Origin of the sequence: Flavobacterium subsaxonicum WB 4.1-42 = DSM 21790 (assembly GCF_000422725.1) — a bacterium.
GTDB lineage: Bacteria > Bacteroidota > Bacteroidia > Flavobacteriales > Flavobacteriaceae > Flavobacterium > Flavobacterium subsaxonicum.
In genome coordinates this window covers 17,607-42,112 of the sequence record NZ_AUGP01000001.1, presented here as the reverse complement: position 1 = coordinate 42,112, position 24,506 = coordinate 17,607, and the positions used below count along the sequence as shown (strand labels likewise).

At 42.7% G+C, this 24,506-nt stretch carries 25 protein-coding genes; 16 read left to right on the top strand and 9 right to left on the bottom strand.

What is annotated here, in order from left to right:
* Positions 1-357 precede the first annotated feature (357 nt).
* The gene (gene xth / locus G509_RS0100210; RefSeq protein WP_026989687.1) at positions 358-1,131 is read right to left on the bottom strand and encodes an exodeoxyribonuclease III; all 774 of its coding nucleotides are present in this window, start codon (positions 1,129-1,131) and stop codon (positions 358-360) included.
* Between the two features lie 440 nt (positions 1,132-1,571).
* Between xth and G509_RS0100205 the strand changes: the two genes are divergently transcribed.
* Positions 1,572-1,931 (top strand): hypothetical protein, encoded by a 360-nt coding sequence (locus G509_RS0100205; protein WP_026989686.1) that lies wholly within the window; start codon positions 1,572-1,574, stop codon positions 1,929-1,931.
* 141 nt (positions 1,932-2,072) lie between these two features.
* Here G509_RS0100205 and G509_RS0100200 read toward each other — a convergent pair whose 3' ends face one another.
* The 4 genes from G509_RS0100200 to G509_RS0100185 form a co-directional block, all read right to left on the bottom strand.
* The gene (locus tag G509_RS0100200) at positions 2,073-2,864 is read right to left on the bottom strand and encodes a glucose 1-dehydrogenase (RefSeq protein WP_026989685.1); all 792 of its coding nucleotides are present in this window, start codon (positions 2,862-2,864) and stop codon (positions 2,073-2,075) included.
* Positions 2,865-2,964: 100 nt separating this feature from the next.
* Complete coding sequence (gene recG / locus G509_RS0100195; RefSeq protein WP_026989684.1) at positions 2,965-5,064, bottom strand: ATP-dependent DNA helicase RecG; 2,100 nt, start codon at positions 5,062-5,064, stop codon at positions 2,965-2,967.
* Positions 5,065-5,094: 30 nt separating this feature from the next.
* Positions 5,095-5,658, bottom strand: coding sequence for a hypothetical protein (locus G509_RS0100190; RefSeq protein ID WP_026989683.1), 564 nt, complete (start codon positions 5,656-5,658; stop codon positions 5,095-5,097).
* 225 nt (positions 5,659-5,883) lie between these two features.
* Complete coding sequence (locus tag G509_RS0100185; RefSeq protein ID WP_026989682.1) at positions 5,884-6,819, bottom strand: hypothetical protein; 936 nt, start codon at positions 6,817-6,819, stop codon at positions 5,884-5,886.
* A 203-nt stretch (positions 6,820-7,022) separates the two neighbouring features.
* On the opposite strand from G509_RS0100185, the gene pta reads away from it, so the two are divergent.
* The 5 genes from pta to G509_RS0100160 all read left to right on the top strand — a co-directional run bounded on the left by pta (position 7,023) and on the right by G509_RS0100160 (position 12,379).
* A complete protein-coding gene (pta, locus tag G509_RS0100180; RefSeq protein WP_026989681.1) occupies positions 7,023-9,116 on the top strand; it encodes a phosphate acetyltransferase in 2,094 nt (697 codons plus the stop codon).
* A gap of 21 nt (positions 9,117-9,137) precedes the next feature.
* Positions 9,138-10,334 (top strand): acetate/propionate family kinase, encoded by a 1,197-nt coding sequence (locus G509_RS0100175; RefSeq protein WP_026989680.1) that lies wholly within the window; start codon positions 9,138-9,140, stop codon positions 10,332-10,334.
* Between the two features lie 7 nt (positions 10,335-10,341).
* Positions 10,342-10,767, top strand: a complete 426-nt coding sequence (locus tag G509_RS0100170) for a hypothetical protein (RefSeq protein ID WP_026989679.1) — start codon at positions 10,342-10,344, stop codon at positions 10,765-10,767.
* Between the two features lie 47 nt (positions 10,768-10,814).
* Positions 10,815-11,771, top strand: a complete 957-nt coding sequence (locus G509_RS0100165) for a phosphoribosylaminoimidazolesuccinocarboxamide synthase (RefSeq protein WP_026989678.1) — start codon at positions 10,815-10,817, stop codon at positions 11,769-11,771.
* 221 nt (positions 11,772-11,992) lie between these two features.
* Positions 11,993-12,379 (top strand): ankyrin repeat domain-containing protein, encoded by a 387-nt coding sequence (locus tag G509_RS0100160; RefSeq protein ID WP_026989677.1) that lies wholly within the window; start codon positions 11,993-11,995, stop codon positions 12,377-12,379.
* Between the two features lie 47 nt (positions 12,380-12,426).
* On the opposite strand, the gene G509_RS23550 is transcribed toward G509_RS0100160, so the two are convergent.
* Positions 12,427-12,594 (bottom strand): hypothetical protein, encoded by a 168-nt coding sequence (locus G509_RS23550; RefSeq protein ID WP_165571297.1) that lies wholly within the window; start codon positions 12,592-12,594, stop codon positions 12,427-12,429.
* Between the two features lie 193 nt (positions 12,595-12,787).
* On the opposite strand from G509_RS23550, the gene pyrR reads away from it, so the two are divergent.
* The 10 genes from pyrR to G509_RS0100105 all read left to right on the top strand — a co-directional run bounded on the left by pyrR (position 12,788) and on the right by G509_RS0100105 (position 21,533).
* The gene (gene pyrR, locus G509_RS0100150) at positions 12,788-13,315 is read left to right on the top strand and encodes a bifunctional pyr operon transcriptional regulator/uracil phosphoribosyltransferase PyrR (RefSeq protein ID WP_026989676.1); all 528 of its coding nucleotides are present in this window, start codon (positions 12,788-12,790) and stop codon (positions 13,313-13,315) included.
* Between the two features lie 26 nt (positions 13,316-13,341).
* Entirely contained in the window at positions 13,342-14,271 is a 930-nt protein-coding gene (locus G509_RS0100145) for an aspartate carbamoyltransferase catalytic subunit (RefSeq protein ID WP_026989675.1), read from the top strand.
* 150 nt (positions 14,272-14,421) lie between these two features.
* Entirely contained in the window at positions 14,422-14,754 is a 333-nt protein-coding gene (locus tag G509_RS0100140; protein WP_026989674.1) for a hypothetical protein, read from the top strand.
* A 103-nt stretch (positions 14,755-14,857) separates the two neighbouring features.
* On the top strand, positions 14,858-15,763 hold the full coding sequence (locus G509_RS0100135) for a ribonuclease Z (protein WP_026989673.1): 906 nt from the start codon (positions 14,858-14,860) through the stop codon (positions 15,761-15,763).
* Positions 15,764-15,861: 98 nt separating this feature from the next.
* Entirely contained in the window at positions 15,862-16,506 is a 645-nt protein-coding gene (gene pdxH / locus G509_RS0100130; RefSeq protein ID WP_026989672.1) for a pyridoxamine 5'-phosphate oxidase, read from the top strand.
* Between the two features lie 107 nt (positions 16,507-16,613).
* Complete coding sequence (locus G509_RS0100125) at positions 16,614-17,135, top strand: SixA phosphatase family protein (protein ID WP_026989671.1); 522 nt, start codon at positions 16,614-16,616, stop codon at positions 17,133-17,135.
* Complete coding sequence (gene ppk1, locus G509_RS0100120; RefSeq protein ID WP_026989670.1) at positions 17,101-19,215, top strand: polyphosphate kinase 1; 2,115 nt, start codon at positions 17,101-17,103, stop codon at positions 19,213-19,215. The genes G509_RS0100125 and ppk1 overlap by 35 nt, the downstream gene beginning before the upstream one ends.
* Positions 19,216-19,300: 85 nt before the next feature.
* Positions 19,301-20,191, top strand: a complete 891-nt coding sequence (locus G509_RS0100115) for a Ppx/GppA phosphatase family protein (RefSeq protein WP_026989669.1) — start codon at positions 19,301-19,303, stop codon at positions 20,189-20,191.
* Between the two features lie 257 nt (positions 20,192-20,448).
* Positions 20,449-20,937: a hypothetical protein gene (locus G509_RS0100110; protein ID WP_026989668.1), complete on the top strand. Its 489-nt coding sequence runs from the start codon at positions 20,449-20,451 to the stop codon at positions 20,935-20,937.
* 71 nt (positions 20,938-21,008) lie between these two features.
* On the top strand, positions 21,009-21,533 hold the full coding sequence (locus G509_RS0100105; RefSeq protein WP_026989667.1) for an O-acetyl-ADP-ribose deacetylase: 525 nt from the start codon (positions 21,009-21,011) through the stop codon (positions 21,531-21,533).
* Here G509_RS0100105 and G509_RS0100100 read toward each other — a convergent pair.
* The 3 genes from G509_RS0100100 to G509_RS0100090 all read right to left on the bottom strand — a co-directional run bounded on the left by G509_RS0100100 (position 21,526) and on the right by G509_RS0100090 (position 24,497).
* Positions 21,526-22,422 carry a bestrophin family protein gene (locus tag G509_RS0100100; RefSeq protein WP_026989666.1) on the bottom strand — a complete coding sequence of 299 codons (897 nt, stop codon included), beginning with the start codon at positions 22,420-22,422 and terminating at the stop codon, positions 21,526-21,528. The two genes, G509_RS0100105 and G509_RS0100100, sit on opposite strands and share 8 nt — an antisense overlap.
* 107 nt (positions 22,423-22,529) lie before the next feature.
* On the bottom strand, positions 22,530-23,447 hold the full coding sequence (locus G509_RS0100095) for an alpha/beta hydrolase (RefSeq protein WP_026989665.1): 918 nt from the start codon (positions 23,445-23,447) through the stop codon (positions 22,530-22,532).
* Between the two features lie 96 nt (positions 23,448-23,543).
* Positions 23,544-24,497: a bifunctional helix-turn-helix transcriptional regulator/GNAT family N-acetyltransferase gene (locus tag G509_RS0100090; protein ID WP_026989664.1), complete on the bottom strand. Its 954-nt coding sequence runs from the start codon at positions 24,495-24,497 to the stop codon at positions 23,544-23,546.
* Between the last annotated feature and the right edge of the window lie 9 nt (positions 24,498-24,506).

Below are 24,506 nucleotides of genomic sequence, written 5' to 3'. Positions count from 1 at the left end.
TGCACAAAAATGCATTCACAAGCTCTAATTTTGTTTTTTGATGCCGCCAATATTAAACCCGCAACCTGCCCTTTACAAATTTTTTTGCTACCCAGTACTGCAAAACCGGCTTCAGTACTACCGGCAAATAACGGGCGTAACTTTGCAGAAGAATTATTGGGTGTTGGGCAGCACTACTAAATTTTTAAGCGTGGGGCAAGCGTGTTTAGTTATTGAAAAGATAAGTATACAAGAATAATAAAATAAATGTCATGCTGAGCCTGTCGAAGCGCGACATTTATTTTATTACTCAGTTGAAAAGTTAGAATATATTGCCCGCTTCGACAGGCTCAGCATGACAATATGTTTTAACCTTGATTACCCCTCCCCAACCTCAATCCACACCGGGGCATGATCGCTGGATTTTTCCCACCCTCGAACGTTGGTGTTTACACCGGCGGTAGTAAGGCGGGGTGCCAGTTGGGGCGAAAGTAAAAAATGGTCGATGCGCAGGCCGGCATTTCGGGCATAGGCATTTCTAAAATAATCCCAAAAAGTGTAAATAGTTTCGGTAGGGTAGAGCTTACGGATGGCATCCGTCCACCCCTGGGCAACAAGGGTGTGGAAAGCCTCACGCACTTCGGGCCTAAAAAGGGCATCGTCTACCCAGCGTTCGGGCTTATACACGTCGAGTTCGGTGGGCATCACATTATAGTCGCCCAGCATAACCACGGGTATGTTAAAGGCCAGCAACTGCGCCGCACGGGCTTGCAGGCGCTTAAACCATTGCAGCTTATAGTCCAGCTTTGGCCCCGGCGCGGGGTTGCCATTGGGCAGGTACAGGCAGCAAATAAGTATGTTGTTAACCATAGCCTCTATGTAGCGGCTCTGCACATCGTCCGGGTCGCCGGGCAGGCCGCGGCCCACCTCCTGTATTTCGTGGCGCGATAGTATGGCAACGCCGTTCCACTGCTTCTGGCCGTGCCAAATGGCGTTGTACCCCGCAGCGTTTATAGCCTCGATAGGGAATTTTTCCTGCGGAGCCTTTAGCTCCTGCAGGCAAACAACATCGGGTTTCTCCTCATCCAGGTAGCGCAGCAGTACCGGCAGCCTGCCGTTTACACCGTTTACGTTATAAGTTGCTATTTTCATACCCTTAAATTACAGATTATTTTTTGAATGGACGTGGGTCTCTAAAAATTTTACCACAAAGGCACGAAGCTTAACATTTACTATAATCACAAAGTCCGAGAAGGCAACCATCTAAAGATGGAAGGGCACAAGGCAGGGGTTCTATTCGCGAAAGCTACCATGCAGCACGGTTGAATTATTTATATAACGCAATCAATATCCACAAAATAGCTTTATGGTAAAATTTTATACCATATGATACGTAATAGCCCTCTAAAACGGGAAGTAAGTGATGTTGAGTGTGTGACAAATATCACATATTTACGGCCTAATATTTAATATTTAAATATGAGTTAACTATTTTGTAAATAATAATTAATTACTTGTTAATGTTTTATTAAAAAAATAGATTAATATTACACTTTGAGTTAATTTCAGCTTAAATATCATAATCACACACTATGAAACACCACTACTTTATTGTTTTAGAATTGCCCGGGGAAAGCAACCTAAAACTGACCGAAGGACAGGCAGTACCCCGAGACTTTTGGGAAAACGCCGCAGCCACTGTAAGCCAAGGTAGTGCAAAGATTATTTGCCGCCGACAGGACACTGGGGTATCTGAAGATCTTAGAAAACATGCGCGAAAAATTAAACAGTTTACTACCTATATTTTGGTGAGTATGCGGTTTAACCGAAAGCCGGCCAAAACCGGTAAAGCGCTTAACAAAGAATTATCGGCCTGCATAAGCACGGCAGCCAGCGGTATGGTTCTGGAAAACGATCCTGCCTACAGGCTCATTACGCTCGAAGCCGCATAGCAACCCATAGTTGTTTGCCCTTATATATGAGATAAGTGATGGTATTGCTGTTTGGGCAGGCAATTTTATTAAATGAATTACAATGCAAAAGGCCATTCGGGTAAACGGATGGCCTTTTGTTTATACTATATTTTTTGAGAGTTACGAATTACCATAAAGGTTAGATTCGCCACCATCTATAGCAATGGTTTGCCCGTTTACGTACTGGCACTCGTCGCTCAATAAAAAGGCTACTAAATTACCCACATCTTTAGGGTCGCCCAGTTTTCTGGTAGGGTTTCTTTGGGCATATTCGGCTTCGGCAGCTTTTGGGTCGGCCGGGTTAACCTGTTTAAAGGCCTCGGCAACCATTGGCGTAAGTATAGCACCAGGAGCAATGGCGTTGGTATAAATACCGTCTTTACCATACTCTATAGCCGCATTTTTTGTCATGCCCGATACTGCGTGCTTACTGGCAACATACGGCATCTGGTTAATAACGCCCCTTATACCACCAACCGATGCTACGTTAACAATCTTGCCGCCGCCTTTTTTTTGCATTACCGGTATTACATGCTTAAGGCCGTAATACACACCCATAAGGTTAATATCGATAACTTTTTTAAACACTTCCAGGTCGTAATCTACAAGCGGGGCCTGCTTGCCCTCTATACCGGCATTGTTATAAAAACCATCTATAGTGCCAAATTCGGCCACAGTGGTATCTACATAGTTTTTTACCGCTTCTTCGTTAGAAACATCGGCAACAACCGTAATAATTTTAGAATTTGGAGCCAGGCCGGCAATCTCGGCTTTAGCCTTATTAAGTGCATCTTCGTTATAATCAACAAGGGCCAGGTTAGCGCCTTTTTGTGCCAACACCTTGCTGGCTGCCAGGCCTAAGCCCATAGCGCCACCTGTAACTATAACGGTTTTACCTTGAAAAGTACTCATAATTTGTAAATTTAATTTTACATAAAGTTACGCACTAATAAGCATCCCACAGGTTAATGAGTTGTTAATATGTTTCGGTAAGAAGCAATGATGTGGCCGACTAAGAAATATGGTTCCAGATGTTTTTCTTGCGGGTCATTTCTATATAGGCATGCCTAAGTGCGGCATGTTCAGGGCGTGCCATAGGGGCATCATCTTTAAGCAGTTTAATGGCATGTTCGCGGGCCAGCATAAGTATGTCGCGGTCTTTAACCAAATCGGCTATTTGCAGGTTAAGCACGCCACTTTGCTGTTTGCCCATAATATCGCCGGGGCCGCGCAGTTTAAGGTCAACTTCGGCAATCTCAAAGCCATCGTTGGTGCGCACCATGGTTTCCATACGCAGTTTGCTGTCGTTGCTAAGTTTCTGACCCGTCATTAAAATACAGTACGACTGGTCGGCGCCACGGCCCACCCGACCTCTAAGCTGGTGCAGTTGCGAAAGGCCAAAGCGTTCGGCACTCTCAATAACCATAACGCTGGCATTGGGCACGTTAACACCCACCTCTATAACTGTGGTGGCTACCATAAGGTTGGTTTTACCTGCGGAGAAGCGGGCCATTTCGCTGTCTTTATCCGCCGGTTTCATTTGCCCGTGAACGATGCTTACGCTGTATTGCGGCAACGGAAAATCGCGCGAAATACTCTCGTAGCCGTCCATCAGGTCTTTATAGTCCATTTTTTCGCTTTCCTGAATCAATGGATACACAATATAAATTTGCCTGCCTTTTGCAATCTCATCTTTAAGGAATTTCCACACTTTTAGGCGGTTGCTGTCGAACCTATGGACTGTCTGGATGGGTTTACGCCCGGGCGGAAGTTCGTCGATTACCGATACATCCAGATCGCCATACAGGCTCATGGCCAGCGTACGCGGAATTGGGGTAGCCGTCATTACCAGTACGTGCGGCGGAATTTCGTTTTTTTGCCACAGCTTGCTGCGCTGCTCTACGCCAAAGCGGTGCTGCTCGTCGATAATTGCCAGGCCAAGGTTTTTAAATTGTACCTTATCTTCCAAGAGGGCATGGGTGCCTATGATTATATGAAGGCTGCCATCTTCCAACGCCTCATGAATAATGCGGCGTTCGGATGTTTTGGTAGAGCCTGTAAGTATTTTTATGTTGATGCCCAGTGGGGCGGCCAGTTCGCTTAAGCCGATAAAATGCTGGTTGGCTAAAATTTCGGTAGGGGCCATAAGGCAGGCCTGGAAACCATTATCTAACGCCAGTAGCATGCTCATAAGCGCCACAATGGTTTTACCCGAGCCTACATCGCCCTGTAGCAGGCGGTTCATTTGGGCGGCCTGGCCCATATCGTTTCTAATTTCTTTCAGTACGCGCTTTTGCGCACCGGTAAGGTCAAACGGCAGATGGTTGTTGTAAAAGTTGGTGAAATATTCGCCCACATTGCCAAACGGGTGGCCTTTAATCTTGTGCTTGCGCACTAAATTTTTGGTTATAAGCTGTAGCTGAATAAAAAACAGCTCCTCAAACTTTAGCCTGAACTGCGCCTTAGCCAGCAACTCCTGGCTTTTAGGAAAGTGAATATTAAACAACGCCGCGTTTTTGGGTATCAGCTGCAACTCGTGTATAATAGCTGCCGGAAGGCTATCGGTAAACAAGGCCTGCGTTTCGGTAAACAGCTGCTGCATCATTTTATTAACAACCTTGTTGGTAATGCCACGCTGCGTAAGCTTCTCTGTACTGGGGTAAATGGGCTGCATGGCACTGCGTAGGCTGGCCTCGTGCTCGGCAAGGGGCTCCATTTCGGGGTGCGCCATATTAAACAGCCCGTTAAAGGCCGTGCACTTGCCAAAAATAACGTAGGGTGCGTTGAGTTTTAAATTCTCCCGTATCCATTTCTGGCCCTGAAACCATACCAGTTCCATCTCGCCGGTGCCATCGGTAAAAGTGGCCACCAGGCGGGTGCGTTTTTCGCCAACTGTCTTAATATTTATTACTTTGCCCACAACCTGCACTTCGGCGCCGCTGTTCATCAGCTCGTTAATGCGGTAATAGCGGGTACGGTCTATATATCGGTTAGGGAAAAGGTTCAGCAAATCGGCATATTTAAAAATGCCCAGCTCTTTCCGGAGCAGCTCACCGCGCGCCGGACCCACACCTTTAAGGTATTCTATGGGGGTTTCGAGAAGGTTGTTCATTTATAGTATGCTTTACTAATCTATCTTTTATTAATCCTCATTTATAGGAAAAGAGAATCCTACCGCTGCTGCACCGGCAAACTGATCTACCGCTTCGTGGTAGTAATACGTAAATTTAACCTCAATATTATGTCGACGGCCCAAAGCCAGGCCTAATGTAACGGGAATGTGCAAAAGTACCCCATCTTTTTTAAGGTCGGTATAAGGGGTAAAGGTTTCAAAAGTACCTGCCGAGAGGCCAACACCCGACTCTATAAACGGTGCAACGTAGGGGATAGGCGCCACAAGCCTGACTTTCGCGCCAAGCAAAAATGCGTTCGATTCAATGTGCGATTTCCACCCATCTTCATCTAACGAACCCGATGCTATGATAACCCCGGCATACGGCCTCACGCCAAACCAGCTGTACGGTGCCCATACATATTCTGCCTGCGCATAAAACCCGGAGCCTGTAAGTTCAGATTCATCGTAAGGAGCGCTTAGGCCAAATCCAACCGAAGCATTTATAAACTCGCCCGTATTGGGTTGTGCGTAGGCATTGCTGCATGCTACGCCTGTAACTACAAAAACAATCAATAAGTAAAGTTTGGTCATTTAGTAATGATTTTAAGCCACAAACTTACTATTTATTTACTAAACTGTACCATTTTCAGCTTTACACAAGCCTGTTTTGTCCTCTCCCCGGCCCCTTTCCGAAGGAGAGGGAGGAGCTACACTCAGATCTTTTGATTACATAGTATGCCACACTGTATCCGTTTGCGGCTCCCCCTCCTTCGGAGAGGGGTGGGGGGAGAGGATATTGCGGTTGGCGTAGCAAAATTAACCTGCAGATATTGATTTACGTGGCTTCTTATTTTTTTGTATAGCGCTATTTATTTTTTGCACCAAAGCATTAATATTCTCTTTGCCTTTTATTGCAATGGGTAATGTAAATGTGCCTTTTACAATAGTTATGCTTTTTTGTACCTGCCAAAGTACATTATCTACAACAAAAGCTACAGTTCTTGGATTTCTGGACAGGTCTTTAAATAAATCAGTATATTTGTTGTCTATACTGAAAATAAAATTAGTGATGGCAGGATTTGTTTTATCAGATACGGCAGCAACCTTATCAAACAAATTTAAACCTAATAAAGGCTCTTTAGATATATAATATTCTTCATCGGCAGCGGTTAATTCGTATGTTGGTGCGCCGGCTTTAAGTCCCTTATCAGCATCGGTAACGTAATAAAAATTGGTGGTTCTATAAATTTTTGTACCAGGGTTATTCTGTCGCTCTTTCAGCTCTCTTTTAGCCTTGTCAGGATCTACTGTATACACAAATTTCCCGCTCAATTTATGTTTATAGATCTTGCCGTCTTTTGCTTGTTCAGAAGCAACACCTTTAAATCTACCTATCATCGTATCTCCCGCTTTATAGCTGCTGGCGTTAAGTTTAAGCTCATACCAGTCAAAATCCAGTACTGTTGTATGGCCGCCATCGTCATCCCAAAAATAATATTTTGGCTTAATTGAATTTTTATAAAAATCAAGCTGTAAGCCCCAAATACAAAAACCTCTTACTACTATAAAGCACGTTAAAGTGTCTTTGTGTATAGTTTCAAAATGCAGGTTAGCTTTGTTACTCTCGGTTTTATCAGAAGTTACTGTAAAATCGCTGTTTCCAACAACCAAATCAGGGTTAATAGTTATTTTTTGGGCCAGCATTGCGTTAGTGGCAAATAAAATAGCCAGTAAAAAGTACATGTTTTTCATAAAGTATAGCCTTCTGCTTTTGCTAAAGTAATAAAATATAAATAGTTGTATGGTTTATTGAAGGATATTAGCGATTACAGGCCATACGCACAATTTTTAACTTTGTTTACCGCATTTTTATTACAACGAAAACTGCTATTTAGAACGTTTTTAAATAAATTATCGGTAATTTTGGTACATCAATATCGCTTAAAATATACCTGATGATAAAAACCGTTTTTATTGCAAGTACAGAGCCCCACAGTGGCAAATCTATTATATCTATTGGCCTTGTAAACATGCTTTTAGGCAAGGCACAAAAAATAGGCTACTACAAACCCATAATCAGTCATAACCAGCTATCGGAAGAAGATAATCACATACACGCTATCTTAAATTACTTCGAGCTGCCTATGACCTTTCAGGATACCTACTCGTTTACATGGCAGCAGGCCATGCAGCAAATGGAGACCGAAAGCCAGGGCGAAATGATTGACACCATTATAAGGAAGTTTAAAAATTACGAGAACAACTACGATTTTACCGTTGTAGAAGGCAGCGATTACAAAGGCGAAGGTGCTGCTTTTGAGTTTGAGATAAACGTACAAATAGCCAAGAACCTGCAGGCGCCGGCCATTATAGTAGTTTCGGGCGAGGGTAAATCTACCGCGCAGGTGGTTAATGGCGCGCTTACGGCGTTTCATAATTTCGAAGCCCGCGAAATACAGGTGCTGGCACTGGTAGCCAATAAAATCAAGGCAGAGCATGCTAAAGACATTCAGGATTTGCTTAAACGCCAGCTTCCTGAGGGGATGCTGCTGGCAATTATTCCGGAAGACCTAAGCCTGCAAAGCCCTACCATGATGGAAATTTATCAAAAACTGGGAGGCCAGCTACTGTTTGGCGAAGAGCACCTTAGCAACCAGGCCGACAATTTTGTTACGGGAGCCATGCAGGTGCCCAACTTTTTAAATTATATTAGAGAGAATGTGGTTATAATTACCCCCGGCGACCGTGGCGATATTATAATCAGCGCGCTACAGGCCAATTTATCTACCAACTACCCCAAGGTAGCGGGAATAATTTTAACAGCCGGATACAAGCCCGAAGAGCCTATTACAAGGCTTATTAACGGTCTTGATACGGTAGTGCCTATTATTGCAGTAGAGGCGGGTACGTTCCAGACCAGTAACGAGGTGGGTGCCATACGCTCTAAAATAACATCGAACAATAAAAGAAAAATTGAGGTAGCTATAGATACGTTTAACCGCTGTATTGATACCGCCGAACTGGATAAGCGTATTATAACCTCTATACCATCAGGCATTACTCCAAGAATGTTCCAATACCAGTTAACCGAGTGGGCTAAAAGCTCTAAAAAACACATTGTGTTGCCGGAGGGTACAGATGAGAGGATACTTAAAGCTGCGGCACGCCTTATTGCCCAGGATATTGTAAACCTTACCATTCTTGGCGATGTTAAAGAAATTACGGCTATTATTAACCGCCTTGATATTAACCTCGACCTTAATGCCGTACGCATTGTAAACCCGGCCGATGACAGGTATTATAACGACTATGTAGATACGTTGTTCGAACTGCGTAAAAGCAAGAATGTAACCCTGGAAATGGCAAGGGATTTAATGACCGATGTTTCGTATTTCGGAACCATGATGGTCTACAAAGGCCACGCCGACGGAATGGTATCGGGGGCGGTACATACTACCCAGCATACCATAAGGCCGGCGCTTCAGTTTATTAAAACCAAACCGGGCATATCGGTAGTGTCGTCTATATTCTTTATGTGCCTGCCAGACAGGGTTTCGGTATTTGGAGATTGCGCCGTTAACCCCAACCCAACGGCAGAGCAACTGGCCGAAATTGCTATCTCGTCGGCAGAAAGTGCCCAGCGTTTTGGCATCGAGCCAAGGGTGGCCATGCTGTCGTATTCATCAGGTACATCGGGCGAAGGCGTAGATGTAGAAAAAGTACGCCTTGCTACCGAGATTGTTAAGCAAAAAAGACCCGACCTTAAAATTGAAGGCCCCATACAGTACGATGCCGCGGTAGACCCTACCGTGGGCAGCAGCAAACTGCCGGGATCTTTAGTGGCGGGGCAGGCCAGTGTGCTTATCTTCCCAGATCTTAATACGGGCAACAATACCTATAAAGCGGTACAGCGCGAAACCGGTGCGCTTGCTATTGGCCCAATGCTACAGGGGCTTAATAAACCTGTAAACGACCTGAGCCGAGGCTGCACGGTAGATGATATTTTTAATACCGTAATAATAACTGCCATACAGGGGCAGGATAATTAATAACCTATAACATTTTTATAAGTGAATATTTTTGTAATAAATTCAGGCAGTAGTTCTATAAAATACCAATTGTTTAAAATGCCATCTACAAGTCCGGTTTGTGTGGGGCTGGTAGAACGCATAGGATTGGATGATGCCGTAATTACCCATAAAATTTATAATGGCAATGAGGAGCAGGTGCACACCTTTACGCTTGCCATACCCAACCACGAAATTGGCCTTAACGAGGTTAACGCCCTGCTTACCAATACCCAATTTGGCGTAATACAAAACACCGATGATATTACCGTGGTTGGCCACCGTATTGTACATGGGGGCGAGCAGTTTTCTAAAACTACGGTTATAACCCCGGAGATTAAACAAGAGCTGGTTAAAACATTTCAGCTGGCCCCATTGCACAACCCACCGGGTTACGGTGGTATAGAGGTAGCCGAAAAAATATTTACCAACGCCACACAGGTTGCGGTTTTTGATACGGCTTTTCATCAAACCATGCCCGCGTATGCCTACCGTTTCGCGTTACCGGAATCGTACTATACCAACAACCATATCAGGAAATACGGTTTTCATGGCACCAGTCATAAATATGTTTCGGCAAAAGCCATAGAGTATTTGGGCAAAGCCGAAAGTAAAATAATATCCATACACCTTGGCAATGGCTGTAGCATTACTGCCGTTAAAAATGGCCAGGCGGTAGATACCAGCATGGGGTTTGGCCCGCTTAGTGGTCTTATTATGGGCACCCGTACGGGCGATTTAGACCCTACCGTGGTGTTTTACCTTGTAAACACGCTTGGCTACACCATAGAGCAGGTTAGCAACCTTTTAAATAAGCAAAGTGGCATGCTGGGCCTTACCGGCTACAGCGATATGCGCGATATTACCAAAGCCATTAACAGCGGCGATGCCAATGCGCAACTGGCGTATGATATGTATGCCTATGCCATTAAAAAGTACATAGGCAGCTATGCGGCTACCCTAAACGGCATAGATGCCATTGTGTTTACCGCAGGGGTAGGCGAGAACGATGCGCTTATCCGCAGCCTGATATGCAAGGATATGGGGTATTTGGGCATTGAGTTAGATACAGAAGCAAATGCCACCCGCAAACCGGGTTTAAGGGAGATTAATACGCCCCACTCTAAAGTTAAAATACTTATTGTACCAACTAACGAGGAGTTAGAGATTGCCAACGAGTGTTATGCGTTGTTAAAGTAAGTTATTGATGATCAATCTTAAAAAACCGGCGGGAGTATTATTGGGGATATTTATTATCCTGATACTTTTTTTTGTAACCCTTACTGTTCTCGATTGGTTAGGTATTACTACTATTGCCACTTATGGAGTTAATAAAACAATAGGCTGGGCAATAGATATATGTTCGCTCATATTCTTTTTTAATGTTGCAGCGGTTTTAGCAGCTATGTTAGGCTACGGACTATTATCATTATTTAAAACAAGGGTAAACAAAGCGGTTTCAGGCATTCACCTTGCTATTGTTAGTATTCTTTTGCTAATATCAATAGTTTTACATAAGTATGATGCGCCTTGTACGATCCTGATTTATTTGGGTATTTTGGGCATTGTAGCGTTTGTTACAAACACTATTTTAGCTATTAGGTATAAACTGTCTGATAAAAAGAAAAATTAAATTAATAACTTTCTTATTTTTGCATCCTCAAACTACAAACAAAAACAATGGGACAGAATAACACCATTACGGCTACAGATTTTAATTTTCCCGGTCAAAAATCGGTTTACCGCGGTAAAGTAAGGGAAGTATATAATATTAACGACGAATTGCTTGTTATGGTGGCTACCGACAGGCTTAGTGCTTTTGATGTGGTTTTGCCAAAAGGCATACCTTACAAAGGGCAGATTCTTAACCAGATAGCCACTAAGTTTATGCGCCTTACAGAGGATATTGTTCCTAACTGGCTTATAGATACTCCGGATGCTAACGTAGCGGTGGGTCACCTTTGTGAGCCATTTAAAGTAGAGATGGTTATTCGCGGATACCTAAGCGGCCACGCTGCCCGTGAGTATGCCGAAGGCAAAAGGGTACTTTGCGGTGTCGAAATGGCCGAAGGCCTTAAAGAGAACGATAAATTTCCGTCGCCAATAATTACGCCAACCACAAAGGCAGATAATGGCGAGCACGATATGGATATTTCGCGTGAAGCGATACTAACCAACGGCATTGTATCCGAAGAAGATTATGTAGTGCTGGAAAAATACACACGCGACCTGTTTCAGCGTGGTACCGAGATTGCTGCATCACGCGGCCTGATCCTGGTTGATACTAAATATGAGTTTGGAAAAACTAAAGACGGCAAGATTGTTTTGATCGACGAGATCCATACACCAGATTCTTCCCGTTACTTTTATGCCGATGGCTACCAGCAGCGCCAGAACAATGGCGAAACCCAAAAGCAATTGTCTAAAGAGTTTGTAAGGCAGTGGCTAATTGGTAATGGTTTCCAGGGTAAAGAAGGCCAGCAAATTCCGGAAATGACCGATGAATACATCGAATCGGTATCAGAACGATATATAGAATTGTACGAAAACATATTGGGAGAGAAGTTTGCCAAGGCAGATATCTCTAACATTCATGAAAGGATTGAAAAAAATATACTGGAATATTTAAAAAAATAATTTAGCATTAAAATACTTGTAAACCGCCTATATCAGGCGGTTTTTGTGTTTATAATAGGCATGCATAGTAAGATTGTAATTGTTAAATATGTGTTAAAATCAATATTTACAGTAACGTTTTCGGGGTTATAGGCGTCTATTACTGTATAACCGGCTAATCATCGGGAAACAAGAAAATCAAAAAACAATTTAAAACAATCATCATCAAAATTTCAATCATCATGAAAAAAACGATCATTTATTTAAGCCTTGCTCTTGTAGCATTTAGTAATGTAGCCATTGCAAACGTATCTGAAACTTCAAACACTTTCAGGTCTGTTAAAACAGAAATGAAAAGCGCTACACCGCTTGCAACCGCGATTGCAAAAGGAGATGTGGAAACCGTTAAGAAATTTATTGAGTACGGTATAGACGTAAACGAAAAATCTAACGGTATGACCCCGCTTATGATTGCCGCCCGTTACAACCAGGTAGAAATTATTAAACTACTATTGGAAAAAGGTGCTAATTTAAAGCTAACCGACGAAAAAGGCCTGAGCGCACTTAGGTATGCAGAGCTTTCTAACGCCCCTCAGGCTGTAGAAGCTTTAAAACAAGCTAAAGCATAAACAGTGGTTAACACTTTAAATAAAAAATGCCCCGATTGGGGCATTTTTTATTTTCTAAATTTACTGATAACCCAGATAATAATTACTACCACTACAATTACGAGTATAATACCCACGCTCATACCGGCCTGAAAAATGTCGCCTATAGCTTCGCAACCTGTTAGAAACGATAACATAAGGGCTAACATACCTAATTTTATGACTCTTTTTTGCATAATTTTTTGTTTTTAATGGTTATTGAATATTAAAGGTAAAACTATGCTGAGAGGTTTTTCTTAAAAATAAATTAATTGGGTAAAAATTAAGTATTTACAGGCGGGTAAAAGGTTATCTATTAATTGTGTGCCGGTTTGTTTTTTCTAAAACCAATTTTTTGCTACTTTTACAAACCAAACACAATACCGCATTATGAGCCATAAAATATTGCTTACATCCCGCGAAGTCAATATCATTCTTCATCGTTTGGCCTGCCAGTTAATAGAAAAACACCTCGATTTTTCCGATACCGTGCTTATTGGCGTTCAGCCGCGCGGAGGCTTTGTTGCTAAACGCATTAAACAAATCCTGGAAAAAGAATATAACGTACCCCCAATTAAGCTTGGTTTTTTAGACATAGCCTTTTTTAGGGACGATTTTCGCCGAACCGATATTGCAGCCAACATTACCGAGATAGATTTTATTGTAGAGAACAAAAAAGTAGTGTTTATAGACGATGTACTGTACACAGGCCGCAGCATTCGTGCCGCGCTAACCGCTATACAATCGTTTGGGCGCCCGGCCGAAATAGAGCTTATGGTGCTTATAGACCGCCGCTTTAGCCGCCATTTGCCCATACAGCCAGATTACCGTGGCCGCCAGGTAGATGCCATTAACGGCGAAAAAGTTAAGGTATCGTGGGTAGAGAACGATGGCGAAGACACTGTGTATTTAATTTAAGGCTAAACTGCAACAAACAACTAAAAATGAAAGAATTAAGCGTTAATCATTTATTGGGTATAAAGTATATCAACAAAAACGATATTGACCTTATTTTTGAAACGGCCGACCAGTTTAAGGAAGTTATAAACCGACCTATAAAAAAAGTCCCTTCACTTAGGGATATTACCATAGCCAACATTTTTTTTGAGAACAGTACCCGTACAAGGCTATCGTTCGAGCTGGCACAAAAAAGGCTTAGCGCCGATGTTATCAGCTTCTCGGCGGCACAGTCGTCGGTTAAAAAAGGCGAGACCTTGATAGATACCGTAAACAACATACTTTCTATGAAGGTAGATATGGTGGTTATGAGGCACGAACGCCCCGGGGCAGCGCATTTTTTGTCTAAAAATGTAAAAGCCAGTATTGTAAACGCCGGCGATGGCGCGCACGAACACCCTACACAGGGCCTTTTAGACTCGTTTACCATTCGCGAAAAGCTGGGCGAAGTAGGCGGTAAAAAAGTGGTTATAGTGGGCGATATACTACACTCGCGTGTGGCACTTTCTAACATTTTTGCCTTGCAAATGCAGGGTGCAGAGGTTAGGGTATGCGGCCCAAAAACGCTTATACCGCGCTATATCGATTCGCTTGGGGTAAAGGTAGAGCCTAACCTTCGTAAAGCTTTAGAATGGGCCGATGTGGCCAACATGCTAAGGGTACAAAACGAAAGGCTCGATGTTAATTACTTTCCGTCAACGCGCGAATATGCACAGCAGTACGGCCTGGATAAGCAACTGTTAGACTCCTTAAATAAAGAAATTGTTATAATGCACCCCGGCCCAATAAACCGTGGCGTAGAGATTACCAGCGATGTGGCCGATTCGCAACAATCGGTTATCTTAAACCAGGTAGAAAACGGCGTTGCCATACGTATGGCGGTTATCTATCTGCTGGCAAGCAAAATAAAACAGTAGTTCTTTTTTAATTACCAATTATAAATTACGAATTGCGGCATTGTCCTAAAGTAATGTAAAACAATAGTATTGCAACGGCTAATCTTTGTAAATTAGCGTATTGATTAAACTTTGCTACGCTGCGACTTTGCAACTTTGATACTCAAAATAATGAAAGTAGACCAAAAAGGGCATACCGTTACCATTAAAGATACACAGGGCAGCAGCAGTGCATTCCTGCAAAAGGTTACGGCCGAATACAATACCTTTAAAGATAAAAATATAATTTTAGACCTAACGCAGGATACCGGCATACAGCTACCCGATGTATTGGCGTACCTGCAACTGTCTGACAAACATCGTAAAAACAAAAAATCGTTTGTTATTGTTGTAAACGATTTTGATTTTAACGAGGTGCCCGATGAAATGCTGGTGGTGCCCACCGTTTTAGAAGCCCACGATATTATTGAGATGGAAGAGATTGAACGCGATCTTGGCTTTTAAACCAATTATTTTTTAGTCGCTGCTTTTTGGTGTAAATTGTGGCAGCATACATTTAAGGTTGAGGGCTTACACTTTAAACCTCAAACTTTAAAATTTAATATCCATGATTTTAACCATATTAGGCTGTTACGCTGCTACTCCAAGAACCATAACCAACCCAACATCTCAGGTGCTGGAAATTAAAAACCGCATGTTTTTAATAGATTGTGGCGAGGGTACACAGGTGCAGTTAAGAAAGCATAAGCTTAAATTTAGCCGCATTAACCACATATTTATATCGCACCTGCATGGCGATCATTTTTATGGGCTAATAGGCCTTATATCTACCTTTGCCTTACTGGGCAGAAAAACCGATTTGCATGTTTACGGCCCCAAAGGTGTTAAAGAGGTAACGCTGCTTCAGCTAAAACTGTCCAACTCCTGGACTACCTATAACCTGTATTTCCATGAGTTGGAAAGCACCGAATCTCAGGTGGTTTACGAAGATGATAAGGTGGTGGTTACAACCATTCCGCTAAAGCACAGGGTGTATACCAATGGCTATCATTTTCAGGAAAAGAGCGGCGACCGCAAACTGAATATCGAAGCGGTTGAGAATTACGAAATTGACACGGCTTACTACCAAAAAATAAAAAGTGGTGGCGATATTACGCTCGATGATGGCAGGGTTATCCCTAACGAAGAGCTGACGTTCGATCCGCTACCGGCAAAAAGCTACGCCTTTTGCAGCGACACGGTATATACCGAAAGCATACTGCCAATTATCAATAATGTAGATGTGCTTTACCACGAAAGTACCTTTTTGCAAAGCGAAGAGCAGTACTGCGAAAAAACCATGCACTGCACCGCACAACAGGCCGCTACAATAGCTAAAAAGGCCAATGCAGGCACACTGGTGCTGGGGCATTATTCTACCCGCTACGGGTCTATAGAGCCCTTTAAACAGGAAGCCCTTACAGTTTTTGATAACGTAGAACTTGCCGATGATGGTAAGGTGTTTGAGTTTTAATTTCGATTATTAGATTGTTAGATTTGATGATTATTAAAAGTGCGTCAAGTCGAATAACCTAAATGTCTAAAAATCCAACAATCCAACAATCTAAAAAAATGAGCGACCTAAGCAACTACCGAAAATCATACGAAAAAAGCGAATTAACAGAGCAGCACCTGCCCGAAGATCCTATTACACTCTTTAAAAAATGGTTTATAGAGGTAGAAGAATCCGGCAGCAGGGGCGAGGTTAATGCCATGACGGTATCAACCATTGGGCTCGATGGTTTCCCTAATTCGCGGGTGGTGTTGCTAAAGCAGTACACGCACGAGGGTTTTATCTTTTTCACCAACTATAATTCCAACAAAGGCAGGGCCATAGAGGCCAACCCAAACATTTGCCTGTCGTTTTTTTGGCAGGAAATGGAGCGCCAGGTAATTATAAAAGGCGTGGCAGAGAAAATATCGGCCAATACGTCCGACGGTTATTTTGAAAGCCGCCCGCACGGTAGCCAGTTGGGTGCTGTGGTGTCTCCGCAAAGCCAGGTAGTGCCATCGCGCAATTATTTAGAAGATAATTTAAAGGCCCTGGAGGCCGAGTTTGAGGGTAAAGAAGTGCCGCGCCCCGGGCATTGGGGTGGCTACCTTGTAAAGCCTGTAAGTGTAGAGTTCTGGCAGGGCAGGCCCAACCGTTTGCACGACAGGATACGATTTATTTTGCAGGAAGATTTTGCCTGGAAAATTGAAAGGCTGGCACCATAGCCTAAATTTTAATAGCAAATTAACAAAATATAGGCAAAGGCGCGTTGTATTTTTTTAGATATTTAAGTTTCCGACATTTAATACTAAAACACAACAACACAACGCGTATGAAAAATTTAATCCTGATTCGCCATGCCAAGTCCAGCTGGGATGCACCGCTGGTGGATAAAGACCGACCGCTTTCTAAAAGGGGAATTGATGATGCGCATTTGGTGGCATCTAATATAGAAGAGCACTTGCCAAAGTCGTTTATTGTGTGGAGCAGTACAGCGCAAAGGGCTAAAAATACGGCTTATATTTTTGCCGAAAACCTATCGATACCTGTTGATACCATAACTTTTAAGGACGACCTTTACACTTTTGACGAAGAAGGGCTGGAAAATGCAATAAAAAGCTGCAATAACCAATTTGATAACCTAATTCTTTTTGGTCATAACGGTGCTATTACTAATTTTGTTAATACCTTTGGAAACCGTGCTCTTGAAAATGTGCCAACAGCAGGGTTTGTATCTTTATCTTTTGATGAAAAAGACTGGAAGGATATTCAAAAAGGAACGACAGAAACAGTAATATTTCCAAGCGATTTAAAAAAATATGATCCACCACTCACCGGTAAACCGGTACATTGACAGAGAGAAAAGCTGGCTTGCTTTTAATGCCAGGGTTTTACAGGAAGCATCAGACGAAAATGTACCGCTATTAGACAGGCTTAGATTTTTAGGTATATTTTCTAATAATTTCGACGAATTTTTCAGGGTGCGCTATGCTGCCATACGCCGCCTTAGCCTTGAGGGCACCACCAGCGAAGAGCTGCCCGGTACCCTGGCCGCGCACAAACTGCTTAACGAAATTACAGAGATTGTTATAGAACAACAGTCAGAAAGCCTTCGTACCCTTAGTGTTATAGAAAATGAGCTCGAAAAAGAGAACATTTTTATGGTTAACGAAACCCAGTTAACCAAAGAGCAGGAGCATTATATTAAAGATTTTTTTATCCAGAAGGTTAGCCCTGAGCTGGTAACCATTATACTTAACGATCTCGAGGAGTTTCCTATCCTTAGGGATACTGCGGGGTATCTTGCTGTTAAGCTTGTTATAAAGGCTAAGTGTATGGATAGTGAGGGAGTTATGACGCATGAGCAGGAGGTGCGCTACGCACTTATTGAGATGCCGCGTACCATTAACCGTTTTGTAATACTGCCTTCCGGTAACGAAAAGCAGCATATTATAATGTTAGATGATGTTATTCGCTATAACCTGCATAACATCTTTAATATCTTTAAGTACGAGAGCATATCGGCGCACATGATCAAGATTACGCGCGATGCGCAGCTTGACATTGATAGCGACCAGAGTAAAAGCTTAATGGAAAAGATTTGGACGGGCGTAAAAGACAGGCGTATAGGCGAACCCGTACGTTTTGTTTACGACCAGGCCATAGATCAGGATACACTGGATTATTTCCTTAAAAACCTGGAAATTGATTCGTCTGACAGTATCATTCCCGGGGGGCGCTACCACAACCGTAGGGATTATATGGATTTCCCAACCCTTGGGCGTCAGGACCTTCTGTACCAGCGCAATAGCCCGCTTCCGGTAAACGGACTGAGCCTTGAGGGCAGCATCCTTCAAAAAATTAAAAAGAAAGATTACCTTTTATACACACCCTACCAGTCGTTTGCCTACGTAATTAAATTTATGCGCGAGGCAGCGTTAGACCCAAAGGTGGTATCTATAAAAATTACGTTATACAGGCTTGCAAAGCACTCACAAATAGTAAGTTCGCTTATAAATGCAGCCAAAAACGGCAAGAAAGTTACGGTACAAATCGAGCTTCAGGCCCGTTTTGATGAGGCCAGTAACATTACCTATGCAGAGCAAATGCAAACCGAAGGCATCAACCTTATTTTTGGGGTAAAAGGCCTTAAGGTGCACAGCAAAGTGTGCTCTGTAGAGCGCCTGGAAGATGGCAAAATAAAACGTTACGGCTTTATATCTACCGGTAACTTTAACGAGTCTACCGCTAAGATCTATACAGATGTTACCCTGTTTACGGCGCATGCCCCTATACTTAAGGAAGTTAACCGAATTTTTGAGTTTTTTGATGTTAACTACCGCGTGCACCGCTACAAGCATTTGCTGGTATCGCCGCACTATACGCGTTCTAAGTTTTATAAGCTGATAGACAGGGAGATACTTAATGCCATTGCCGGTAAAGAGGCCTATATTAAACTGAAAATGAACAGTCTTACCGATTTTAAAATGATCGATAAGCTGTATGAAGCCAGCCGCGAAGGTGTTAAGATACAGCTTGTTATACGCGGCATGTGCTGCCTTATACCGGGCGTAGAGGGCATGAGCGAAAATATTGAGGCTATTAGTATAGTAGACAATTACTTAGAGCATTCGCGCGTTTATATTTTTGGTAACGAGGGCGATCCTGATATTTACATCTCATCGGCTGATTTTATGACCCGTAACCTCGACTCAAGGGTAGAGGTTACCTGCCCAATTTATGATGAGGGCATAAAACAGGAGCTTATAGACACGTTTGAGCTGGGCTGGAAGGGTAACGTTAAGGCACGCTGGCACTCGGAATCGCTTGAAAATAAGTACCGTAAGCAGCCAAAAGCCAAACCTTTCAGGGCGCAGATTGAAACTTACAATTATTACAGGAACCAACTGGAAGTTATTTACGAACAATTATAAAAGAAAGGTTCTTAGGCTCTTAGCATCTTAGGTTCTTAGAAAGCCTCAGTTACTCAGTACCTTAGTCCCTCAGTCCCTTTTCTAAATGATTAACATAAAAAAATACGCTGCTATAGATATTGGGTCTAACGCCATGAGGCTGCTGATTTGCAATATAGTAGAGCAGGATGGCAAGGAGCCGCAGTTTAACAAAAGCTCGCTTGTGCGGGTGCCCATCCGCCTTGGACAGGATGCGTTTACCGTAGGCGAAATTAGCGACGAGAACATAAGCCGCATGGTCGATGCCATGAAGGCCTATAAACTACTAATGAAGGTGCATAAGGTAGAGCGCTATATGGCGTGCGCCACATCGGCAATGCGCGAGGCCTACAATGCTGCCGAAGTTGTTGACCAGATTGAGCGTGAGGCCGATATCAAAATAGAAATTATAGACGGTAAAAAAGAGGCTTCGATTATCGCAGCCACTGATTTACACGAGTTTATAAAGCCCGACCAGACTTACCTTTTTGTTGATGTGGGTGGCGGCAGTACCGAATTTTCATTATTTGCCAATGGTAAAATAGTGGCTTCCAGGTCGTTTAAAAACGGTACGGTGCGCCTGCTTAACAACATGGTTAACGAGGTGGTGTGGCAGGAAATTGAAAAGTGGATAAAGTCAGTAACCGATGAATATGAGGCTGTTACGCTGATTGGATCTGGTGGTAACATCAATAAGTTGTTTAAAATGTCGGGCAAAAAGCAGGATAAGCCCTTGTCTTTTTTCTACGTAAATGCTCAATATCAGTTTCTTAACAACCTGAGCTACGAGCAGCGTATATCCGACCTTGGCCTAAACCCGGACCGTGCCGACGTAATTATCTATGCTGCACGTATTTACCTTAACGCCATGAAATGGAGCGGTGCCAGAAATATTTACGTTCCTAAAATTGGGCTATCCGATGGTATTGTTAAGGCAATGTATTACGGTAAGATATAGATAATCTCTATCGCATATTTTGTGTACTGATTTTCGATTTTTGATGCAAATAAGCGAAATTTAATATATTGAAAATCAAGGTGTATTATTTTGATATTTCACTTTGGGACTTTGGTTTCAGGCTAAATTGCATGTTTTATAGCAATTTTAGATTTACTCAGATTAAGAAGTGTTTTATCATAGATAAAATTTATAGTTTGTCTCAATGCCGAAAATATAAATGAAAAATATTTTCGAATATAATTTTAAATTAAAACATGAATTTCAAAATTTTAATTTTCTTTATAGTACTGTTTCCATTTCAATGTGGAAAAACTCCCGAGATAAAAACAGGGGAAATTTATCAATGTGTCATATTTCAATGGAGCAAGAATTTTGAAGGTAATGATACAAGAAAGGTAATTGCCATTGATAAAGAAGGTCGTGTTATTTGCGAAAATAAAGTGGTTGCTAAATTAAATAAATATTCGCTTGCTAAAAGTTTTTCGAATCTAATTGAGAGGGAAAAATTAGTAAAGATTGAGGCAGATAATAATCCACCTCCGATGTCAACGATCCCTGAAAATGGAAAAAAAGTTGTTAGTGTAAATCTAACTAACGTTAATGATATTGCAAATGAAGAAAAATTCGCCAACAAATCTCACTATTTATGGAAGAAGGTATATGATGTTTCCTTTCGCGACATCGATCTTTACAAATATTTGTCTGATGAAGATTCAAAAATTATTTCAGATATTCTTGAATAACATCTCGATCTAAGTAAGTACAAATTTCAATAAATATGGTGAATATAAAAGGCAATCATTTATTTTAACCGATGAATTCTAAGCTAAAACTCGTTAAAGGTGACATCACAAAAATTGAAGCCGATGCTATTGTAAATGCGGCCAACTCATCGTTGCTTGGCGGCGGTGGGGTAGATGGTGCCATACACCGCGCAGGCGGCCAGGCCATTTTAGATGATTGCATTGCCATACGCAACCGCCAGGGTGGCTGTAAAACCGGAGAGGCGGTTATTACAACGGCCGGTAAGCTGCCCGCCAAATATGTTATACATACGGTGGGCCCGGTTTACAACGGCAATAAGGCCGAAAAAGAGCAACTGCTCGCCAATGCCTATAGCAACAGTTTAAAGCTCGCGGTAGAGCATGATATCAAAACCATAGCGTTCCCAAATATCAGCACGGGTGTATATCATTTCCCAAAACCAAGGGCTGCGCAAATAGCAGTTGCCACCGTTCAGGATTTCCTGAAGCAAAACAACAGTATAATGCAGGTTACCTTTGTATGTTTTGATGATGAAAATTACAGCCTGTATGCTGATTTGTTACAGCTTACATAATATAAAACGTTTCCTTAGTAACCGGTTCCGGTAGTTCTTCTTCGTCCAATAGTTGCCTTATGTTTATTTCAATTGTCCTTGCAATAGCAGTGACGGATGTATCGCTTGGGCGGTTTCTAAAAGGGTCCTGTAAGTAGTAGGCTGTTTTTTCCAACAGGAAAAACACCAATGCTATTAACGTAAGCAACGGAATTTCGTACGCCAGCATAATACCCTTTAAACCAATAGATAAGATTATTACAAACAGGTAAATGGTAAAGTGCAAAAACAGGCGGTAGGTGGTAGGAAAAACCGTGTTGTTAATACGTTCGGCCATCCCCATACTATCAGAAAATTTTACACAGGTAGTGTTTATCTGGGCGTGTATAAAATCGCTGATATGGTCGTCTTTTTTCAGGTCGCTAATCTGGTGCACGTTAAGCTGTAAAATGCCCAACGGTTTGTTTTTGTGCTTGTTAAGAGTGGCAATATCTTCGGCTGATAAAAATGCATCACAGTCCTCTAACGGCGGTAACCCCCTGAGCGACTGACCTAACGAGTAGCACCACGCAATTTGTCGGTAGGCCATAGTCTTTATTTGTGCCGTAGCATTACCGGTATATACAAACGCCTGTAACTGAAGTACAAACGTACGCGAATCGTTAACTATAGCACCCCAAACCTTGCGGGCTTCCCACCAGCGGTCGTAGCTCTGGCTCATTTTAAACGATAGCAGTACCGATATTGCCGTACCTAAAAAGGTGGCAATGGTAAGCGGCATTTCGGGCAGGTAATTGTAAAAGTGCTCGGTTAAAAAATGAATGGCAAAGCCGAGTATCAGCACTATGAGCATTTCGTATTTTACGGTGCTAAAAAGGTATCTAAAGGGCAGTCTTTTTTCTACTAACATAAACAATGTAATTCTTGTTAATAAAAATACGCCATATTTTAATTGGGCAGATGGTGTTGCGGCTTATTTATAATAATTTTCACACAATTACCACCTAATCAAAACCACTACAAAAATTTACCGGCTATCATCCAGTTTTTAAGGTTGTCCATCCATTTATCGGCGGTGGTGGGGTTGTTCATGCCATAGCCGTGGCCGCCTAAGGGGTACAGCAGCATTTCGCTGTAAATTTTGTGCTTAAGCAATGCCTGGTAATACGCAATGCTGTTGCCAACCGGCACAGCGCCATCATCGGCGGAATGTACCAAAAACGCTGCCGGGGTTTTATCGGTTACCTGCAACTCGTTGGAGTAGTGGTTAACGCTTTTTTGCGATGGCTTTTTACCTATCAGGTTATCGCGGCTGCCCATGTGGGTCAGGTTATCGGTAAAGCTTATAACCGGATAAATAAGTATCGAAAAATCAGGGCGTAGCGACACCTTTTTATCATTGCTTATAACCGCATTGTCGAATTGTGTAGAAGCCGTTGCGGCCAGATGCCCTCCGGCAGAAAAGCCCATAATGCCAATTTTGTTGGTGTCTATGTTCCATTCTTTGGCATTTTCCCTAACCATCTGTATCGCCCTTTGCGCGTCTTGTAGCGGACCAATGGTTTTATCGGGCATAATAGTATCGTTGGGCAGGCGGTATTTTAAAACAAAGGCAGTAACGCCCCAGCTGTTTAGTGCCTTGGCAACATCGGTACCTTCATGGCCCGTGGCAACCATGCCATAGCCACCACCCGGCACCACAATAACGGCACTGCGCTGCGCATTAGGCTTGGCGGGTTTGTAAACGGTAAGCGTAGGAACCGATACGTTTGTGGTAATTTCTATACCGTAACTGGCCATCTCGGTCTTTTCTTTATTGGCCGATTGCTTGCTGTTAGGTATGGTTTTATATAACGGCAGTACCTGTTGCGATGCTACCTGTTGTGTACATGCTGTAAACATAGTTACTATAAATAAGGGCAATAATAATTTCATGGTTTAAGGCTTGGTTTGTATGTGCATCAAAAATAAGTTATAATAGTTAATGTAACCATTAGCTTTCGCAGAAATTATCAGCCGTATAAACTGCTTCTACTTTAGCTCCAGCAGCATTTGTATATCGGCGCGTTCGTAAGGGGTGGGGTTGCCTGCCACTTTTTTAAAGCCCAGTTTGTTGTACAGGTTAATGGCCGGTTTTAGTTTGGTGTTGCTTTCCAGGTAAAGGGTAGCGGCGCCCAGTTGCCTGGCCTTTTCTATAGCAGCAGTGCCCAGCAGGTAGCCTATGTTTTTGCCCTGTGCCTTTGGCGAAACCGCCATTTTGGCCAGCTCGTAATCGTACTTGCTGTCCTTTAATTTTATAAGGGCGCATACCCCCAAAGGCTCGCCGTTGTAAAGCGCCACCAGTATGTGCCCGCCATTATCTAAAATGTATTCCTGCGGATTATCCAGTGCCTTGTAATCGGCTTCTTCCATCTTAAAATACTCAGATATCCACTCAACATTAAGGCTCCTGAAAGCATCGTAATACTCCGGCTTGAATGCTACAATAGTAACGTTGCCGCTTTCGCGGAGTTTTTTCTGCTCTTCAACACGGCGCAACAGGTTTTTCTGACCCAGTAAATATTCCCACTCTTCAATCGCCTTCCACAAATCGTAGGTAGTTTGCGATGATATATCCTCAATAGCCCTATTCAGGTCGGCGTACTGATCCTGAATCTTAGCTGTAATTTCGGCACCGGCTTCGGTTAGTGCAATAAGGTTACGCCTGCCATCGCTGGTGTCCTTCGCCTCAAAAACATAGCCTTTTTTAGCCATTTCGCCTACAATAGTACTTACAGAGGGGTGCGAATGCCCAATTTCTTTGGCAATGCTGGTTATGGTTTTAGACGCGCCTTTAGATAGCACATAGAAGACGGGAAACCACTTGGGCTGCATGTCTATATTGTATAAACTGTAAATACGGGCAGCATCGTTAGTAAACATTTCGGTAAACAGGCGCAGTTTGCTGCCAAGGGCTACTTTGCCCAATTCTTTAAATAATTCCATTGTAAAAAT

Excerpts from the sequence above, each read along its gene's own strand:
- G509_RS0100115 (WP_026989669.1), top strand. The coding sequence starts at position 19,301 with ATGATTAACATAAAAAAATACGCTGCTATAGATATTGGGTCTAACGCC.
- ppk1 (WP_026989670.1), top strand. The coding sequence starts at position 17,101 with ATGATCCACCACTCACCGGTAAACCGGTACATTGACAGAGAGAAAAGC.
- G509_RS0100090 (WP_026989664.1), bottom strand. The coding sequence starts at position 24,497 with ATGGAATTATTTAAAGAATTGGGCAAAGTAGCCCTTGGCAGCAAACTG.
- G509_RS0100205 (WP_026989686.1), top strand. The coding sequence starts at position 1,572 with ATGAAACACCACTACTTTATTGTTTTAGAATTGCCCGGGGAAAGCAAC.
- pdxH (WP_026989672.1), top strand. The coding sequence starts at position 15,862 with ATGAGCGACCTAAGCAACTACCGAAAATCATACGAAAAAAGCGAATTA.
- G509_RS0100140 (WP_026989674.1), top strand. The coding sequence starts at position 14,422 with ATGAAAGTAGACCAAAAAGGGCATACCGTTACCATTAAAGATACACAG.
- recG (WP_026989684.1), bottom strand. The coding sequence starts at position 5,064 with ATGAACAACCTTCTCGAAACCCCCATAGAATACCTTAAAGGTGTGGGT.
- pta (WP_026989681.1), top strand. The coding sequence starts at position 7,023 with ATGATAAAAACCGTTTTTATTGCAAGTACAGAGCCCCACAGTGGCAAA.
- G509_RS0100100 (WP_026989666.1), bottom strand. The coding sequence starts at position 22,422 with ATGTTAGTAGAAAAAAGACTGCCCTTTAGATACCTTTTTAGCACCGTA.
- G509_RS0100145 (WP_026989675.1), top strand. The coding sequence starts at position 13,342 with ATGAAAGAATTAAGCGTTAATCATTTATTGGGTATAAAGTATATCAAC.
- G509_RS23550 (WP_165571297.1), bottom strand. The coding sequence starts at position 12,594 with ATGCAAAAAAGAGTCATAAAATTAGGTATGTTAGCCCTTATGTTATCG.
- G509_RS0100185 (WP_026989682.1), bottom strand. The coding sequence starts at position 6,819 with ATGAAAAACATGTACTTTTTACTGGCTATTTTATTTGCCACTAACGCA.
- G509_RS0100190 (WP_026989683.1), bottom strand. The coding sequence starts at position 5,658 with ATGACCAAACTTTACTTATTGATTGTTTTTGTAGTTACAGGCGTAGCA.
- G509_RS0100160 (WP_026989677.1), top strand. The coding sequence starts at position 11,993 with ATGAAAAAAACGATCATTTATTTAAGCCTTGCTCTTGTAGCATTTAGT.
- G509_RS0100125 (WP_026989671.1), top strand. The coding sequence starts at position 16,614 with ATGAAAAATTTAATCCTGATTCGCCATGCCAAGTCCAGCTGGGATGCA.
- G509_RS0100170 (WP_026989679.1), top strand. The coding sequence starts at position 10,342 with ATGATCAATCTTAAAAAACCGGCGGGAGTATTATTGGGGATATTTATT.
- G509_RS0100200 (WP_026989685.1), bottom strand. The coding sequence starts at position 2,864 with ATGAGTACTTTTCAAGGTAAAACCGTTATAGTTACAGGTGGCGCTATG.
- G509_RS0100105 (WP_026989667.1), top strand. The coding sequence starts at position 21,009 with ATGAATTCTAAGCTAAAACTCGTTAAAGGTGACATCACAAAAATTGAA.
- G509_RS0100095 (WP_026989665.1), bottom strand. The coding sequence starts at position 23,447 with ATGAAATTATTATTGCCCTTATTTATAGTAACTATGTTTACAGCATGT.
- G509_RS0100165 (WP_026989678.1), top strand. The coding sequence starts at position 10,815 with ATGGGACAGAATAACACCATTACGGCTACAGATTTTAATTTTCCCGGT.
- G509_RS0100135 (WP_026989673.1), top strand. The coding sequence starts at position 14,858 with ATGATTTTAACCATATTAGGCTGTTACGCTGCTACTCCAAGAACCATA.
- G509_RS0100110 (WP_026989668.1), top strand. The coding sequence starts at position 20,449 with ATGAATTTCAAAATTTTAATTTTCTTTATAGTACTGTTTCCATTTCAA.
- xth (WP_026989687.1), bottom strand. The coding sequence starts at position 1,131 with ATGAAAATAGCAACTTATAACGTAAACGGTGTAAACGGCAGGCTGCCG.
- pyrR (WP_026989676.1), top strand. The coding sequence starts at position 12,788 with ATGAGCCATAAAATATTGCTTACATCCCGCGAAGTCAATATCATTCTT.